The following is a 15,834-nucleotide window of genomic DNA, read 5'->3' on the forward strand; positions in this document are numbered from 1 at the left end:
CGCCCAGGAAACCCCACGGTGCACGCCGACTTTCTTGCAACGATGCCCAGTCTCTGGCCGTGCCGCCGGCTTTTCCTTGTTGCGCTGTTTGCCGCGCTGGTGTCGGGAAGTGCGCTTGCCTGGGGCGAGCTGTACGTGGCACAGGACGAAAGCCTGCATACCGTGTTTACCGCACTCTCGGAGCCACTGGGCCTGTCCATCGTTGTCAGCCGCGAAGTAGCACGCAAGCGACTCAGCGTTGCGCTCGACTTCGATGCGCCGCAGCAGGCCCTGGAGGCGCTCACGTTGCAACAAGGGTTGATCTGGTACAGCGACGGGCAAGCGCTCTATGTGTATGGCGCGGGCGAGGCGAAAAGCTCCGCAGTGACCTTGCGGCATATAAGCGTCGACAGGCTGCGCGCCCTCATGCGCCGCTCGGGCCTCGACGAGTCGCGCTACCCGCTGCGTGAAAGCGGCGGACGAACATTCTATGTGTCCGGCCCACCCAACTATGTCGACCAGGTGCTGCGCCTGGCCCAGTTGATGGACCGCCAACGGGCCGACTTGCGGGTCGGGGCGCAGGCTTTCGGCATCGTCCAGGTGCTCAACACCGACGTGGGGGATCGCCAGTACGGCACAAGCGACAGGTCGGTCACCGTACCCGGGATGGCCTCGATGATCGAGGCCCTGCTGGCCAGTGAACACAAGGGGCTGCTGGCCGACAAGAGCCTTGGCGTGATCGCCTATCCGGATAGCAACAGCCTGCTGATCAAGGGCAAGCCGGCGCAGGTGAATTTCGTCCAGAAACTGGTGGCGGAACTCGACCTACCCAAGCGAGCGATCGAGATCTCGTTGTGGCTGGTGGATGTGGAGCGCGACGAACTGAAAAAACTGGGCCTGGACGGGGATGGGGACAGGCAGATGTCGACCACGCGAATCCTGCCCCCCCTGGATGACAGGCACCTTATGGCCAGGGTTGGCGCATTGGAGCGTCGTCGGCGCGCGAGGGTGACGACCTTGCCGGTCATCCTCACCCAGGAAAATGTGCCTGCAGTTTTCCAGGATAACCACACGTTCTATCTGCCACCGCCCGAAGGCGACCAGGCTGACTGGAAACCGGTGCGTTATGGCACCCAGGTCAGCGTACTGCCGCGTTTTGTCGAGGCCAACCAGGTCGAGATGCGCCTTGAGGTTGAAGAAGGCCGCCAGATAACCGAGGCGGGGCGTCGCGAAAAAAGCGCGGCGGTGGGGCGAGTGGGCATCAACAGCGTGGTGCGTGTACCGCAAGGCAGGCGCCTATGGCTGGGCGCGTTTCCACGGGAGCCTGAAGGACGGGGGGCTGGACGTCCGGCTCAGGTGCGTCTGTTTGTGATCCAGGCCAGGGCGGTGGGCAGCGAATTGAAGGGACAGGACCAGGACGCAGGGCCGCCACCCTTGACGGCTGCGCAATACGAGCGAGTGCAACGTGCGTTTGTACGTCCGGAACACGATCTCCCACCGTAAACAAGGCGTTAACCCATGCATCTGGAAATTCTTCTACAGGAACAACTGATCAGCCGTAGGCGCCTGGCAGCCTTTGCGCCCGGAAAGGTGTTGCCGCTGGCGCCGGAGATAATCCATTGCGTGGAAGTTCGGGTAAACGGGCAATTACTGGCCTTGGGCGAGCTGGTGCAATTGGAGGACCGGCTGGGGGTTGAGTTGCAGGAGGTGTATCAGGCGTGGCTGCCTGGTGGAGGTGAATAGCGAAACGTCTTACAGCGCGGCTCCCGAAACCGCCGCATGTATGGGCTTTTTCCTAACGTGAGCGGTGAGGCGGTTTTTTATAGTGGTGACATGGGCCCATAAGCCAGTGATGGAAACGAGGACTTCAATGTCAGTAGTCGGATGCCGAGGTAATGATGGCCGTCATGGATGATGGAGTAACGACGACTTCCCTGGTTTTTGGACGCTGGACCTTGCATGACCATGGTCGCCTGACGGGCGAGGGTTCGGACGTCCAGCTACCGCCCAAGGAGTGGCAGGTGTTGCGGCTGCTGCTGGTTTCCGGTGGGGCGTTGATGACCAAGGATCGCTTGCTTGAGCTTGCCTGGCCACAGGGGGAGGTCGCCGAAGAATCGCTGACGCGCTGTATCTACTCGTTGCGCAAGCAGCTTGGCGTCGACAAGGGGTTTATCAAGACGATCTACGGCCAGGGGTACCGCTTCACGTGTACGGTCAATAAAGCCGTCCATGCCCCCAGGGAATATGTGTGTTCGGTCTGCGGGCAAGTCAGCCAGGGCTCAGTAAATTGTGGCTAGGTTCTGGAGCAAGGGCCTGGCGTTGAGTGCGCTGATGGTCAGTCACCAGGCACTGGCCTATTGCTGGGAAAGCGCCGCGAGTCGCTTCAATATCGAGCCGGAGTTGCTGCAAGCGATTGCCGCCGTGGAGTCGGGTTATCGCGCGCAAGCGATAAATCACGCCAACCGCAACGGCACTCGAGACATTGGTCTGATGCAGATCAACAGCATCCACCTGCCGCGCCTGCTCAAGCAGGGGATCACCGAAGAGCGCTTGATCAATGAGCCATGCCTGTCGATCGAGGTGGGTGCTTCGATTCTCGCCGAGTTCATCCAGCGCTTCGGCTATAACTGGACAGCGGTAGGTTCCTACAATGTGGGGACGGGGTCCGAGCCCGAGCGTGAGGCGCTGCGCATGCAGTATGCGCAAAAAATCTGGGCGGTTTATGAGCAGTTGGTTGGGCATCGCTACTGACGATTGCGGTTCACGCCTCGCGCGCTCACCGTCACCCCGGCTATAATCGCCGCCACCTTTCGCCGCCATCCGAGTCTAGCCTGCCCATGTATACCCTGGCCCGCCAGCTGTTGTTCAAACTCTCCCCGGAAACCTCACACGATCTGTCCCTGGACCTGATCGGCGCGGGTGGCCGCCTGGGACTCAATGGGCTGGTATGCAAGGCGCCGGCGAAAATGCCGGTGTCCGTCATGGGACTCGACTTCCCCAACCCGGTCGGCCTGGCGGCCGGCCTGGACAAGAACGGGGCAGCCATCGACGGTTTTGCACAGCTGGGATTCGGTTTTGTCGAAGTCGGCACCGTGACCCCGCGGCCACAACCGGGCAACCCCAAGCCGCGCATCTTCCGTCTGCCCGAAGCCGAGGCTATCATCAACCGCATGGGCTTCAATAACCTGGGGGTTGATCATTTGTTATCGCGGGTACAGGCAGCGAAATACAAGGGCATCCTGGGCATCAATATCGGCAAGAACTTCGACACGCCGGTTGAGCGTGCGGTGGATGACTACCTGATCTGCCTGGACAAGGTCTACGCCCATGCCAGCTACGTCACCGTCAACGTCAGCTCGCCCAATACGCCGGGCCTGCGCAGCCTGCAGTTCGGCGACTCCCTCAAGCAACTGCTCGAAGCCTTGCGCCAGCGTCAGGAAGACTTGGCGGTGCGCCATGGCAAACGCGTGCCCTTGGCGATCAAGATTGCCCCGGACATGAGCGACGAAGAAACCGTCCTGGTCGCCCAGGCCCTGATGGATGCGGGAATGGATGCGGTGATCGCCACCAACACCACGCTCAGTCGCGTGGGTGTCGAAGGCCTGGCCCATGGTGACGAGGCGGGCGGTCTGTCGGGTGCGCCGGTGCGCGAGCAAAGCACCCATATCGTCAAGGTGCTGGCGGCCGAGCTGGCCGGGCGATTGCCAATCATCGCTGCGGGCGGCATCACCGAAGGCAAGCATGCGGCGGAAAAAATCGCCGCCGGCGCCAGCCTGGTGCAGTTGTATTCCGGCTTTATCTACAAGGGGCCGGCGCTGATTCGCCAGTCGGTGGATGCGATCGCTGCCTTGCGCTGATGCTGATCGTTCCCATGCTCCGCGTGGGAATGCCGCCCCGGACGCTCCGCGTCCCGCCGAGAAGCTAGGTGACGCAGAGCGTCACAGGATGCATTACCACGCAGAGCGTGGGAACGATCAGGCGTGAGACCCGCCCAATAAAAAGGGCTCCTTGAAGGAGCCCCTGGGCCGAAGCCCGCCGCCCGGATGGGGCGTGCATGGTAAGTCGTTACATATTCAAAGGTAGTGATGTCGGAATTGATTGCCCTTGATTAGCCGACGGCGCGAAGTTCGTTGAGTCTGTGGATTCCCGCAGTGCCAGTCATACCGTCCCAGTTGTCGCCGCGTCCTTCTCGCCAGCCATTGATCCAGGCTTGACGTACCGACGGTAGAGTAAATGGGCAAAGCTCACGGGATTTGCCATGAACGCCATATTGATATCCGCGTAAAAATGCTCTTTCCAACGGATCACGCTTAAGTCTTCTCATAGGGTGTTTCCCTCACTTGTTGACTGTCTTGATATCCTTCGACCCTGTGTGGGGCCGGGCAGAGTTTTTCTGCCGTTGGTGGGCTCGCTGCCGGCGTGGCGAGCCTATGTGTCAGAACCGTAACGGCGCCGACCTGTGTTGAGTTCTAACCAATAGGTCACATGGATTCAATGATCGTTTTGTCATAAGCACGTAACGATAATGATGCTATGGCCATAAGCCGGGATGGCGTCGGGCCCCCTTTATCTGGCAAAGCCAGCTATGATGCAGCCTGCACAGCGGATGGGTTTAATCCCTTAGTGAGAATGCCCGCCCGTTGCAGTCGGTTATTATTCGACGAAGGGTCGCAATATTTCTTTTTGTTGCGGGTTTAGTTGTTAAAAGTTCTTTCTGCCCCGTCAATAAAGGCCCGAGTGCCTGGCGGACGGGGTGGAACGGCACATTCGTGCCACGCGAGCACTCTTCAAGAAAAGTGCTTGATTGAAAACCGAGCCGGCGATGCGTCGCCCGTTCATTTATTGCTGAAAAGCCTGGAATGCCCCATGTCGGACCGTTTTGAACTCTTCCTCACCTGCCCCAAGGGCCTTGAAGGCCTGCTGATCGAGGAAGCCGTCGGGCTTGGCCTTGAGGAAGCCCGCGAGCACACCTCGGCCGTGCGCGGCATGGCCGACATGGAAACCGCCTACCGCCTGTGCCTCTGGTCGCGCCTGGCCAACCGCGTGCTGTTGGTGCTCAAGCGCTTCCCGATGAAGGACGCCGAAGACCTCTACCACGGCGTACTGGATATCGAATGGGCCGACCACATGGTCAGCGACGGCAGCCTGGCGGTTGAATTCAGCGGCCACGGTTCGGGCATCGACAACACCCACTTCGGCGCGCTGAAGGTCAAGGATGCGATTGTCGACAAGCTGCGCACGCCGACCGGCGAACGTCCCTCCATCGACAAGATCAACCCGGACCTGCGCATTCACCTGCGCCTGGACCGTGGCGAAGCCATCCTGTCCCTCGACCTCTCCGGCCACAGCCTGCACCAGCGCGGTTACCGCCTGCAGCAGGGCGCGGCGCCGCTGAAGGAAAACCTCGCCGCCGCGATCCTGATCCGCGCCGGCTGGCCGCGTATTGCCGCTGAAGGCGGCGCGCTGAGCGACCCGATGTGTGGCGTGGGCACCTTCCTGGTGGAAGGCGCGATGATCGCCGCCGACATGGCGCCCAACCTGAATCGCGAACTGTGGGGGTTCACCACTTGGCTCGGTCACGTCCCGGCACTGTGGAAGAAACTGCACGCCGAAGCCACCGAACGTGCCGCCATCGGTATGAACAAGCCGCCGCTGTGGATTCGCGGCTACGAAGCCGATCCGCGCCTGATCCAGCCCGCGCGCAACAACATCGAGCGCGCCGGCCTGAGCCACTGGATCAAGGTGTATCAAGGCGAAGTCGGCACCTTCGAGCCGCGCCCGGACCAGAACCAGAAAGGCCTGGTCATCTGCAACCCGCCGTACGGCGAGCGTCTGGGTGACGAAGCCAGCCTGTTGTACCTCTACCAGAACCTTGGTGAGCGTCTGCGCCAGGCGTGCATGGGCTGGGAAGCGGCGGTGTTCACTGGCGCGCCGGACCTGGGCAAGCGCATGGGCATCCGCAGCCACAAGCAGTATTCGTTCTGGAACGGCGCGTTGCCGTGCAAGTTGCTGCTGATCAAGGTCAACGCGGATCAGTTCGTCACCGGCGAGCGCCGCACCCCGGAGCAGCGCCAGGCCGAACGCGAGCAAGCCGCTTACGATCAGGCGCCGGCCGAGCCGCAGGAACGCCAGTACAACAAGAACGGCAACCCGATCAAACCCGCTCCAGCCCCGGTGGTCGAGCAGGCGCGCCTGAGTGAAGGCGGGCAGATGTTCGCCAACCGCCTGCAGAAGAACCTCAAGTTGCTGGGCAAATGGGCCAAGCGTGAAGGCGTGGATTGTTACCGCGTGTACGACGCCGACATGCCGGAATACTCCATGGCCATCGACCTGTACCACGACTGGGTCCACGTGCAGGAATACGTCGCGCCCAAGTCCATCGACCCGGAAAAAGCCTCCGCACGCATGTTCGATGCCCTGGCAGCGATTCCCCAGGCCTTGAACATCGACAAGAGCCGCGTGGTGGTCAAGCGTCGCGAGCGTCAGAGCGGCACCAAGCAGTACGAGCGCCAGAGCGCCCAGGGCAAGTTCACCGAAGTCAGCGAAGGCGGCGTCAAGCTGCTGGTCAACCTCACCGACTACCTGGACACCGGCCTGTTCCTCGACCACCGGCCGATGCGCATGCGCATCCAGAAAGAAGCGGCCGGCAAACGCTTCCTCAACTTGTATTGCTACACCGCCACGGCCAGCGTGCACGCGGCCAAGGGCGGCGCGCGCAGCACCACCAGTGTCGACTTGTCCAAGACCTACCTGGACTGGGCGCGCCGCAACTTCTCCCTCAACGGTTTCTCCGACAAGAACCGCCTGGAGCAGGGTGACGTGATGGCCTGGCTGGAAGCCAGCCGCGATGAGTTCGACATGATTTTCATCGACCCGCCGACCTTCTCCAACTCCAAGCGCATGGAAGGCATCTTCGACGTACAACGCGACCACGTGCAACTGCTCGACCTGGCCATGGCGCGCCTGGCACCGGGTGGTGTGTTGTACTTCTCGAACAACTTCCGCAAGTTCGTGCTGGAGGACAACCTCAGCGAACGCTACGCGGTTGAGGAAATCAGCGACAAGACCATCGACCCGGATTTCGCGCGTAACGCGAAGATCCACCGGGCGTGGAAAATCACGGCTCGCTGACCACCGTACCTTGTAGGAGCGAGCTTGCTCGCGAAAAACCCGAGAGCGCCGCGTTTATCCCGAAGAAACGTGGCGCTCCTGAGTTTTCGCGAGCAAGCTCGCTCCTACAGTGGTTTTGCGCTGGTCAAACCTTGGGTCGATGGCTATAACTTAAGGCCTGGCCAACGTGACACCCCGCAGGCTGGCGTCTTGAGTGTTGCCTATGCCGTTACAAGCTGTTCGCCCCAAGATCCTAGGCTTTATCAGTGAGCAGGCGTCGGCTTGGCTGGTGGCATTGGTGGTGTTGCTGTCAGGTTTCGCGTTGACGGCGATCGTCGCCTGGGCGGCCGCCGACCTCTACCAGCAACAGGTGCGTCAACGCTTCCAACTGCTGGTCAATGAGCGCTATATCCGCCTGCAGGAACGCTTCGAAGACCAGGAACAGCGGCTTAACAGCCTGCGGCGTTTCTTTGTCAATTCCGATGAAGTGTCCCGCGAAGAGTTCGACGGGTTCGCCGAGCCCTTGTTGTTACGCGCCCGCGCGTACTCGTGGGCGCCTCGGGTGTATCGCGGGCAGCGCAGCCAGTTTGAACGGCAGGTTTCCGTTCAGCGCGGCACGCCCTTTGTTATCCGCGAGTTGAATCCGGCAGGTCAACTGGTCCCGGCGCTCGAGCGCGATGAATATGTCCCGGTGGTGTACAGCCAGACTCAAAGCCTGCTGGGCACACCGCTCGGCTTTGACCTGCTGGCCCAGCCGCTGCGACGCTCGGTCCTTGAGCGCGCGCGCGCAACCGGCGAGCTGGCGGTGTCTCAGCCCATGCAATTGGTCGGGGTGGAGCCGGCCTATGCCACCGGGGTTTTACTGGTCGCGCCGGTGAGTCACGCGCCCACGTCCGAACACTCCCGGAGCGAGCCCTACGGCTACGTGATGGCGGTAATCAGCATGCGCCAACTGGTGGCCGAAGGATTGCCCAAGCCGGACCGGGACAACCTGGTCATGCAACTGGTTGATACGTCCGACGTGCAAAAGCGTGTGCTGTTCGAGTCCGGTACGGTCGCGTCCGATCGTGATTTGGTCGGCGCGCGCCGCCTGACCCTGGGCGACCATGTGTACGCCCTTAGCCTGCGCCCGAGCCAAGTGTTCGACCAGGCCAACCATTCCTCGTTGAGCACGATCCTGACCATGGGCGGCCTGCTCAGCCTGCTGCTCGCCGCCTTGCTCTATGTGCTTGTGAGTCAACGCCAGCGCGCGTTGAAGCTGGTGGAGCAGCGTACCGCGCAACTGCGTCTGCGCGAGCAGGAATTGCGCGGCGCCCATGGTCAATTGCGTAGCGTGCTCAATGCGGCCACCCAGGTCGCCATCATCGCCACCGACTTGCGCGGTGTCATCAACACCTTCAACGCTGGCGCCGAACAGATGCTGGGCTTCAAGGCCGAGCAAGTGGTGGGCGCCCACACCCTGGAAAGCCTGCACCTGGCGTCGGAACTGGAAGCGCGCTCCGCCAGCTTGAGTGTAGCCTTGGGCAAGCGGATTCCCGCCAGCCAGGCGATGCTGGTGGAAAGCCCGGACAACCTGCACGAAGCCCGTGAGTGGAGGCTAATCCGCCAGGATGGCAGCCAACTGACCGTGAATATGCTGGCCACGGTATTGCTCGATGACCATGGGTTGTGGGTCGGCCACCTGGCGATCTACCTGGACATAACCGAGCAGAAGCGTGCCTACGAGGCCTTGGCTGCCAGGGACCGCCTGCTCAAAAAACTCAGCGCCCATGTGCCCGGCGGCATCTTCCAGTTCACCCTGGAGCCCAGGGACAGCTGGAAATTCATCTATGCCAGCGACGGTATGCGTGACATCTATGAAATCGATCCCGGCGTATTGCAGCAGGACGCACAGAAGGTTTTCGAGCGTATTCATCCGCTGGATGCGAATCGGGTGCGTGCGTCGATCCGCTTGTCGGCGCTGCAGTTGAGCCACTGGCGCGAAGAGTACCGGGTGCTGTTGCCGCAACGGGGCCTGCGCTGGATTCGCGGCGAAGCGACTCCGGAAGAGTTACCCACTGGCGGTACGTTGTGGCATGGCTATGTGTCGGATATTTCCGATCTCAAGCGGGTGGAAGAAGAGCTGCGCGCGCTTTCCATCACCGACTCCCTGACCGGGATTCACAACCGCCGCTATTTCCAGGATCGGCTCAAGATCGAAATGGTCAGGCTCAACCGCACGTCAGGGGCCTTGTCGGTGATCATGCTGGATATCGATCACTTCAAGCGCATCAACGACAGGCATGGGCATGCGGTCGGCGACGGTGTATTGCAGGAACTGTGCAAACGCATCAGTCAGCGCCTGCGCCGCACCGATGTGTTCTGCCGCCTGGGCGGCGAGGAATTCATGGTGCTGTGCCCGCAAACTGATGGCGCGCAGGCCTACATTCTGGCGATGGAATTGTGGTCGTCGCTGCGCAATGCGCCGATGGAGCCGGTCGGCATTGTTACTGCCAGCTTTGGCGTGGCCAGTTGGCGAGTGGGCGAAGGTGTCGATGGGTTGCTGCTGCGCGCCGACTCAGCGGTGTACGTGGCCAAGCAGGCGGGCAGGGATCGGGTTGAAACCTGTGGGAGCGGGCTTGCCCGCGATGGCGGTCAGCCCGCCCATTGCTGATACTCCGCCTTCGCGGGCAAGCCCGCTCCCACAGTTTTTTCGGTGCCAGGCACGGGACTGGCGAACACCATCAATCCCCTGTGGGAGCTGGCTTGCCTGCGAAAGCGGTGTGTCAGTCACAAGATTTATCCACTGACGCACCGCCTTCGCGAGCAAGCCCGCTCCCACAGTTTTTTCGGTGCCAGGCACCGGACTGGCGAACACCATCAATCCCTGTGGGAGCTGGCTTGCCTGCGAAAGCGGTGTGACAGTCACCAGAGCTATTCACTGGCGCACCGCCTTCGAGGGCAAGCCCGCTCCCACACAAGCCCGCTCCTGCCGGGATGAAGCCCTTTCAGAGCACCGGGGCAACCGCCGCCAACTTCGGCTGGCGATACAGGTCCAGCAGCACCTGATCCAGCACCGACGAAGCGCCCCATGGCTTCGGATCGTTGAGAATCGCCACCACCGCCCAGGTGTTGCCGTTGTTGTCGCGGCTGAACCCGGCGATGGCGCGCACAGTGTTCAAGGTGCCGGTCTTGACGTGGGCTTCGCCGCGCATGGCGGTGGTTTTCAGACGTTTGCGCATGGTGCCGTCGGTGCCGGCGATCGGCATCGAGCTGATGTACTCGGCGGCGTAGGGGCTATGCCAGGCGGCTTGCAGCATCGCTGCCATCTCGCGGGCGCTGACGCGTTCGGCGCGTGACAAGCCCGAGCCGTTCTCCATCACCAAATGCGGCGCGGTGATCCCTTTCTTCGCCAGCCACTGGCGCACCACACGTTGCGCCGCCTTGGCATCGTCGCCATCGGCATCGTTGCGAAACTGCGCACCCAGGCTCAGGAACAGCTGTTGGGCCATGGTGTTGTTACTGTATTTGTTGATGTCGCGGATGATCTCCGCCAAGTCCGGCGAGAACGCCCGGGCCAGCACTTTGGCGTCTTTTGGCACGGGCGCCTGGAGGTTACGGCCCTGGATGGTACCGCCCAGCTCCTGCCAGATCGCCCGGACGGCCCCAGCGGTATAGGTGGCGTGGTCCAGCAACGACAGGTAGGTCTGCGAGCTGCAGCCTTCGGCCAATTGGCCGCTGACGGTTACCGTCACGCTGCCATCAGCGGCAGTGACCGGGTTGTAGCGCACGTCACCGGTGCATTGCTTGGCGTTGGAGACCTTGACCTGGTTGTCGATGCGGATGCTGGCAATCGGCGGCTCAACCGACACCAATACCCGGCCCGAATCATTGCGCGTCACGAACCGCAGGGCCTTGAGGTTGACCAGCAGCGCGTCCGGCTTGACCAGGAACGGTTTGTTCTCGTCGTTGCCATCGTCATTGAATTCGGGCAGTTGCGGTTGCATGAAGAAGCCACGGTCGAGCACCAGGTCGCCGGTGACTTGCTGCACACCGTTGGCGCGCAGGTCGCGCATCAGCAGCCAGAGCTTTTCCATGTTCAGCTTGGGGTCGCCGCCGCCCTTGAGGTACAGGTTGCCGTGCAACACGCCGCCGCTGAGGGTGCCATCGGTGTAGAACTCGGTTTTCCACTGGTGGTTGGGGCCGAGCATTTCCAGGGCTGCATAGGTGGTGACCAGCTTCATGGTGGAAGCCGGGTTCACCGAGACGTCGGCATTGAATACGGTAGGCGTGCCCGGGCCGTTCAACGGGATCATCACCAGGGACAGCGCCGTGTTTTGCAGTTTGGCTTTAGCGAGTGCCTGCTGCACATTCGGCGGCAAGGTGGTGTTGACGGGGGCAGCGGTGGCGGAAAAGGCCAAGGGCAGGATAAGACCGGCGAAAAATACGGAACGCAAAGATTTGATCATAAGAGGTAAAACCCTACTGCTGAGGAGGGTGAAAAAGGTGAGGGGTAAATAAGAAAAATCCCTCAATGGTCATGAAAGTGTCGGCATTATGCCCCAAGGTGGCGCCACTTGTAGCTGAACCATAGCGGGTAATCGGCGTTTTTTTGCCGGCAGGGTGCCGCCTGTCCCAGAGAGTCGGGCAATCGCCGTCTTAAACTGCTAAAGTGCCGCCCGTTATTACTTATGAGGATTGTTCCAATGGCGACTAACCGTTCCCAGCGTCTGCGCAAAAAACTGTGCGTTGATGAATTTCAAGAGCTGGGTTTCGAACTGAACCTGGACTTCAAAGAAGGCCTGAGTGAAGAAGCTATCGACGCTTTCCTCGAAGCATTCATCAAAGAAGCCATGGAAGCCAATGGCCTGGGCTACGTCGGCGGCGATGACTACGGTCTGGTTTGCCTGCAGAAGCGTGGCTCGGTCTCCGAAGAGCAGCGCGCGGCTGTTGAAGCCTGGCTGAAAACCCGTTCCGAGCTGACCAAGGCTGAAGTCAGCCCGTTGCTGGACGTGTGGTATCCGGAAAAGCCGATCAACGCGGCCAAGTGATACAGAAAAAAACGGCGACCTGAACAGGGTCGCCGTTTTTTTATGCCTTGCGTCCATTCAGAATCAGCAGCGTCAACACCCCCGCCACAATCCCCCAGAACGCCGATCCGATGGAAAACAGCGTCAAGCCAGACGCGGTGACCATAAAGGTGATCAGCGCCGCTTCCCGTTCCTTCGGTTCATTCATGGCGATGCTCAGGCCATTGATGATCGAGCCAAACAGCGCCAGGGCTGCAATCGACAGCACCAGTTCCTTGGGCAAGGCTGCGAACAAGGCCGCCAATGTCGCGCCGAATACCCCGGCAACCCCGTAGAACACCCCGCACCACACGGCGGCGGTGTAGCGCTTGTTGCGGTCCTCATGGGCATGAGGCCCGGTGCAGATCGCCGCGCTGATCGCGGCCAGGTTGATGCCGTGGGAGCCAAACGGCGACAGCACCAGCGAAGCCAGGCCGGTGGCGGTGATCAGGGGTGAGGCGGGCACGCTGTAGCCGTCGGCCCGCAGGACTGCGACGCCGGGCATGTTCTGCGAGGTCATCGCGACCACAAACAACGGAATGCCGATGCTGATGGTTGCCGCCAACGAGAAGTGCGGCGTGGTCCACACCGGCGTTGCCACTTCCAGGTGAAAACCGCTGAAGTCCAGCAGCCCCATCAACCCGGACAGTGTAGTGCCGATCACCAGCGCGGCCAGTACCGCATAACGCGGCGATAACCGTTTGGTGATCAGGTAGGTGAAGAACATGCCCAGCACCAGGCCGGTACGGTGTTGCGCGGCGACGAAGATCTCGCTGCCGATCTTGAACAGGATCCCGGCGAGCAAAGCGGCGGCCAGTGATGCAGGAATGCGCTTGACGAGTTTTTCAAAGCTGCCGGTCAACCCGCAAATCGTCACCAGCACCGCACAGGTGATGTAGGCCCCGATGGCCTCGCCATAACTCACACCGCCAAGGCTGGTGATCAGCAGCGCTGCGCCCGGCGTCGACCAGGCAATGGTAATCGGCGTGCGATAGCGCAGGGACAAGCCAATGCTGCACACCGCCATGCCGATGGACAGGGCCCAGATCCACGAAGAGATCTGCGCCGTGGTCAACCCCGCCGCCTGGCCTGCCTGGAACATCAGCACCAGGGAACTGGTGTAGCCGGTCATCATGGCGATAAAACCGGCGACGACGGCCGCAAACGAAGTATCGGCCAGCGGACGTAAAGGCGCCTGTGGGGAATCGGTCATGCAGAGGTGTTCCTTTTACCTGGGTGTTAGCCGGTGACGGCGCGGATTCAAGCCTAAACTCAAACCTGACGACTCATTGCAATACAGCCGCCGGCGCAAACAGCCGTACAGTGTGTTGGCGCATGCGGTTGTGTACAATGTGCCGTGTTTTCAGGTGATACTTGCCAGCGACCCGCTGTTGCCGTATTACCGTAAAGTCACTGTATTACCGTTAATTCGCCGCCGTTCTCCAAACCCGAGTGCCCATGAACGAACAGTTGCAACCTCTCAAGAAACAACCGCGAGCCGGCAAGGCCGCTCGCAGCGGAACCCAGGACGATATCGTCTACGCGCATATCTTCGAGGCGATTCTCGAACAACGTCTGGCGCCCGGTACCAAATTGAGTGAAGAGGCGCTGGGCGAAATTTTCGGCGTCAGCCGCACCATCATTCGCCGCGCGCTGTCGCGCCTGGCCCATGAAGGCGTGGTGCTGTTGCGGCCCAATCGCGGCGCGGTGGTGGCCAGCCCGAGTGTCGAGGAAGCACGCCAAGTGTTCCTTGCGCGGCGTCTGGTGGAGCGGGCGATTACCGAGCTGGCGGTGCAACATGCCACTGCTGAGCAACTGGCCGAACTGCGCCAGATGGTCAACGACGAACGCGACAGTTTTTCCCGTGGCGATCGCGGGGCCGGCATCCGTCTCTCCGGCGAGTTCCACCTCAAGCTGGCGGAAGCGGCAAAGAACGCGCCGCTGATCAGCTTCCAGCGCAGCCTGGTGTCCCAGACCTCGTTGATCATCGCCCAGTACGAAAGCGGCAACCGCTCGCACTGTTCCTACGATGAACACACCCAGTTGATCGATGCGATCGAAGCGCGGGACGCGACTCTGGCGGTGAATTTGATGATGCATCACATGGATCATATCGACAGCAAGCTCAACCTCGATGAAGAGAGCGCGTCGGACGATTTGCATGCGGTGTTCTCGCATTTGTTGCAGACCAGGAAGCCGGGGCGCTCCTCCGTCAAGTTGTAAACCCGATCAAAATGTGGAAGCGGGCTTGTGTGGGAGCTGGCTTGCCTGCGATAGCATCACTGCGGTATCACTGATACACCTCGGTGCCTGCATCGCGGGCAAGCCCCGCTCCCACACAAGCCCAGCTTTCCACATTTGGTTTTGTGTTGTGACTACTATTGACGCTGGTGCACCAGATTGCCCGCCGCATAGGTCTGCAACACCGTCCGATCATCCCCCAGCGTCATCAACACAAACAACGTCTCCGCAATATCCTTGGCCTGCTTCAAGCGATAGCTCAGCAGCGGCGTGGCATTGTAGTCCAGCACCAAAAAGTCCGCCTCCGTCCCCGGCTGCAACGTGCCAATTTTGTCCTCCAGCCGCAGCGCCCGCGCGCCGCCCAGTGTCGCCAGGTACAGCGACTTGAACGGGCTCAACCGCGCGCCCTGCAGTTGCATGACCTTGTAGGCTTCGTTCAGGGTCTGCAGCAGCGAGAAACTGGTGCCGCCGCCGACGTCGGTGCCCAGGCCCACATTCAATTTGTGCTTCTCGGCCATCGGCAGGTTGAACAAACCGCTGCCCAGGAACAGGTTTGAGGTGGGGCAGAACGCGACCGCCGAACCCGTCTCTGCCAGCCGCGCGCACTCTTCATCACACAGGTGCACGCCGTGGGCAAACACCGAGCGCTCGCCCAGCAACTTGTAATGGTCGTACACATCCAGGTAACCGTTGCGCTCCGGAAACAGCGCTTTTACCCACTCGATTTCCTGCTTGTTCTCACTGATGTGGGTCTGCAGGTACAAATCCGGATATTCGCCGAGCAGTTGCCCGGCCAGCGCCAATTGCTCCGGCGTGCTGGTCGGCGCAAAGCGTGGCGTGACCGCGTAGTGCAGGCGGCCCTTGCCGTGCCAGCGCTCGATCAGCGTCTTGCTCTGCTGGTAGCCGGAGTCGGCGGTGTCGGTCAGGTAGTCCGGCGCGTTGCGGTCCATCATCACTTTGCCGGCGATCATGCGCAGGTCGAGCTTCTCGGCCGCTTCAAAAAACGCGTTGACCGACTGCGGATGCACACTGCCGAACACCAGTGCGGTGGTGGTGCCATTGCGCAGCAGTTCCTTGATGAAAATATCCGCGACTTCCTCGGCGTGGGCCTTGTCGGCGAACTGGCTCTCGCAGGGGAAGGTGTAGGTATTGAGCCAGTCCAGCAACTGCTCGCCATAGGCGCCGACCATGCCGGTCTGCGGCAGGTGAATGTGGGTATCGATCAGGCCGGGCGTGATCAGCGCGTCCTGGTAATGGGTGATGTCGATATCGGCAGGCAGGGTCGGTAGCAAATCCCCGGCATGGCCGACAGCGCTGATCTGGCCGTTCTCGATCACCAGCAAACCATCTGCGAAATACTCATAGGACGCTTCGATACCCACTTCAGCGGGGTCGGCGATGCTGTGCAGAATGGCGGCACGGTAGGCTTTGCGAGTCAAAGGCATGGTCTTCTCAA

General features: G+C 61.1%; 13 protein-coding genes. 9 read left to right on the forward strand and 4 right to left on the reverse strand.

Annotated elements, in window-relative coordinates; genetic code table 11:
• Window positions 1–42 precede the first annotated feature (42 nt).
• The 5 genes from sctC (at window position 43) to ACLH0H_RS16660 (ending at window position 3,836) form a co-directional block, all read left to right on the forward strand.
• Window positions 43–1,482, forward strand: coding sequence for a type III secretion system outer membrane ring subunit SctC (gene sctC, locus ACLH0H_RS16640; RefSeq protein ID WP_411382425.1), 1,440 nt, complete (start codon window positions 43–45; stop codon window positions 1,480–1,482).
• A gap of 15 nt (window positions 1,483–1,497) precedes the next feature.
• On the forward strand, window positions 1,498–1,722 hold the full coding sequence (locus ACLH0H_RS16645) for a FliM/FliN family flagellar motor switch protein (protein WP_411378831.1): 225 nt from the start codon (window positions 1,498–1,500) through the stop codon (window positions 1,720–1,722).
• A gap of 155 nt (window positions 1,723–1,877) precedes the next feature.
• Entirely contained in the window at window positions 1,878–2,276 is a 399-nt protein-coding gene (locus ACLH0H_RS16650) for a winged helix-turn-helix domain-containing protein (protein ID WP_411382426.1), read from the forward strand.
• Window positions 2,269–2,730 (forward strand): transglycosylase SLT domain-containing protein, encoded by a 462-nt coding sequence (locus ACLH0H_RS16655; RefSeq protein WP_411378832.1) that lies wholly within the window; start codon window positions 2,269–2,271, stop codon window positions 2,728–2,730. The genes ACLH0H_RS16650 and ACLH0H_RS16655 overlap by 8 nt, the downstream gene beginning before the upstream one ends.
• A gap of 86 nt (window positions 2,731–2,816) precedes the next feature.
• On the forward strand, window positions 2,817–3,836 hold the full coding sequence (locus ACLH0H_RS16660) for a quinone-dependent dihydroorotate dehydrogenase (protein WP_411378833.1): 1,020 nt from the start codon (window positions 2,817–2,819) through the stop codon (window positions 3,834–3,836).
• 251 nt (window positions 3,837–4,087) lie between these two features.
• Here the strand turns inward: ACLH0H_RS16660 and rmf are convergent, their stop codons facing one another.
• Window positions 4,088–4,303, reverse strand: a complete 216-nt coding sequence (gene rmf / locus ACLH0H_RS16665) for a ribosome modulation factor (RefSeq protein ID WP_074702867.1) — start codon at window positions 4,301–4,303, stop codon at window positions 4,088–4,090.
• Between the two features lie 542 nt (window positions 4,304–4,845).
• Between rmf and rlmKL the strand changes: the two genes are divergently transcribed.
• Together rlmKL and ACLH0H_RS16675 are read left to right on the forward strand one after the other, a co-directional pair.
• Complete coding sequence (gene rlmKL / locus ACLH0H_RS16670) at window positions 4,846–7,110, forward strand: bifunctional 23S rRNA (guanine(2069)-N(7))-methyltransferase RlmK/23S rRNA (guanine(2445)-N(2))-methyltransferase RlmL (protein ID WP_411378834.1); 2,265 nt, start codon at window positions 4,846–4,848, stop codon at window positions 7,108–7,110.
• A 202-nt stretch (window positions 7,111–7,312) separates the two neighbouring features.
• On the forward strand, window positions 7,313–9,742 hold the full coding sequence (locus tag ACLH0H_RS16675; RefSeq protein ID WP_411378835.1) for a diguanylate cyclase: 2,430 nt from the start codon (window positions 7,313–7,315) through the stop codon (window positions 9,740–9,742).
• Between the two features lie 334 nt (window positions 9,743–10,076).
• On the opposite strand, the gene dacB is transcribed toward ACLH0H_RS16675, so the two are convergent.
• A complete protein-coding gene (dacB, locus tag ACLH0H_RS16680; protein ID WP_411378836.1) occupies window positions 10,077–11,537 on the reverse strand; it encodes a D-alanyl-D-alanine carboxypeptidase/D-alanyl-D-alanine-endopeptidase in 1,461 nt (486 codons plus the stop codon).
• Window positions 11,538–11,774: 237 nt separating this feature from the next.
• On the opposite strand from dacB, the gene ACLH0H_RS16685 reads away from it, so the two are divergent.
• On the forward strand, window positions 11,775–12,119 hold the full coding sequence (locus tag ACLH0H_RS16685; RefSeq protein ID WP_010208515.1) for a YggL family protein: 345 nt from the start codon (window positions 11,775–11,777) through the stop codon (window positions 12,117–12,119).
• A 40-nt stretch (window positions 12,120–12,159) separates the two neighbouring features.
• Here ACLH0H_RS16685 and ACLH0H_RS16690 read toward each other — a convergent pair whose 3' ends face one another.
• Window positions 12,160–13,350, reverse strand: coding sequence for a benzoate/H(+) symporter BenE family transporter (locus ACLH0H_RS16690; protein ID WP_411378837.1), 1,191 nt, complete (start codon window positions 13,348–13,350; stop codon window positions 12,160–12,162).
• Between the two features lie 245 nt (window positions 13,351–13,595).
• Here ACLH0H_RS16690 and ACLH0H_RS16695 point away from each other — a divergent pair, with 245 nt between their 5' ends.
• A complete protein-coding gene (locus ACLH0H_RS16695) occupies window positions 13,596–14,360 on the forward strand; it encodes a GntR family transcriptional regulator (RefSeq protein ID WP_411378838.1) in 765 nt (254 codons plus the stop codon).
• A 155-nt stretch (window positions 14,361–14,515) separates the two neighbouring features.
• On the opposite strand, the gene guaD is transcribed toward ACLH0H_RS16695, so the two are convergent.
• Complete coding sequence (guaD, locus tag ACLH0H_RS16700; protein WP_411378839.1) at window positions 14,516–15,823, reverse strand: guanine deaminase; 1,308 nt, start codon at window positions 15,821–15,823, stop codon at window positions 14,516–14,518.
• Window positions 15,824–15,834 lie beyond the last annotated feature (11 nt).

The organism is Pseudomonas sp. MPB26, assembly GCF_046605355.1.
GTDB lineage: Bacteria > Pseudomonadota > Gammaproteobacteria > Pseudomonadales > Pseudomonadaceae > Aquipseudomonas > Aquipseudomonas cedrina.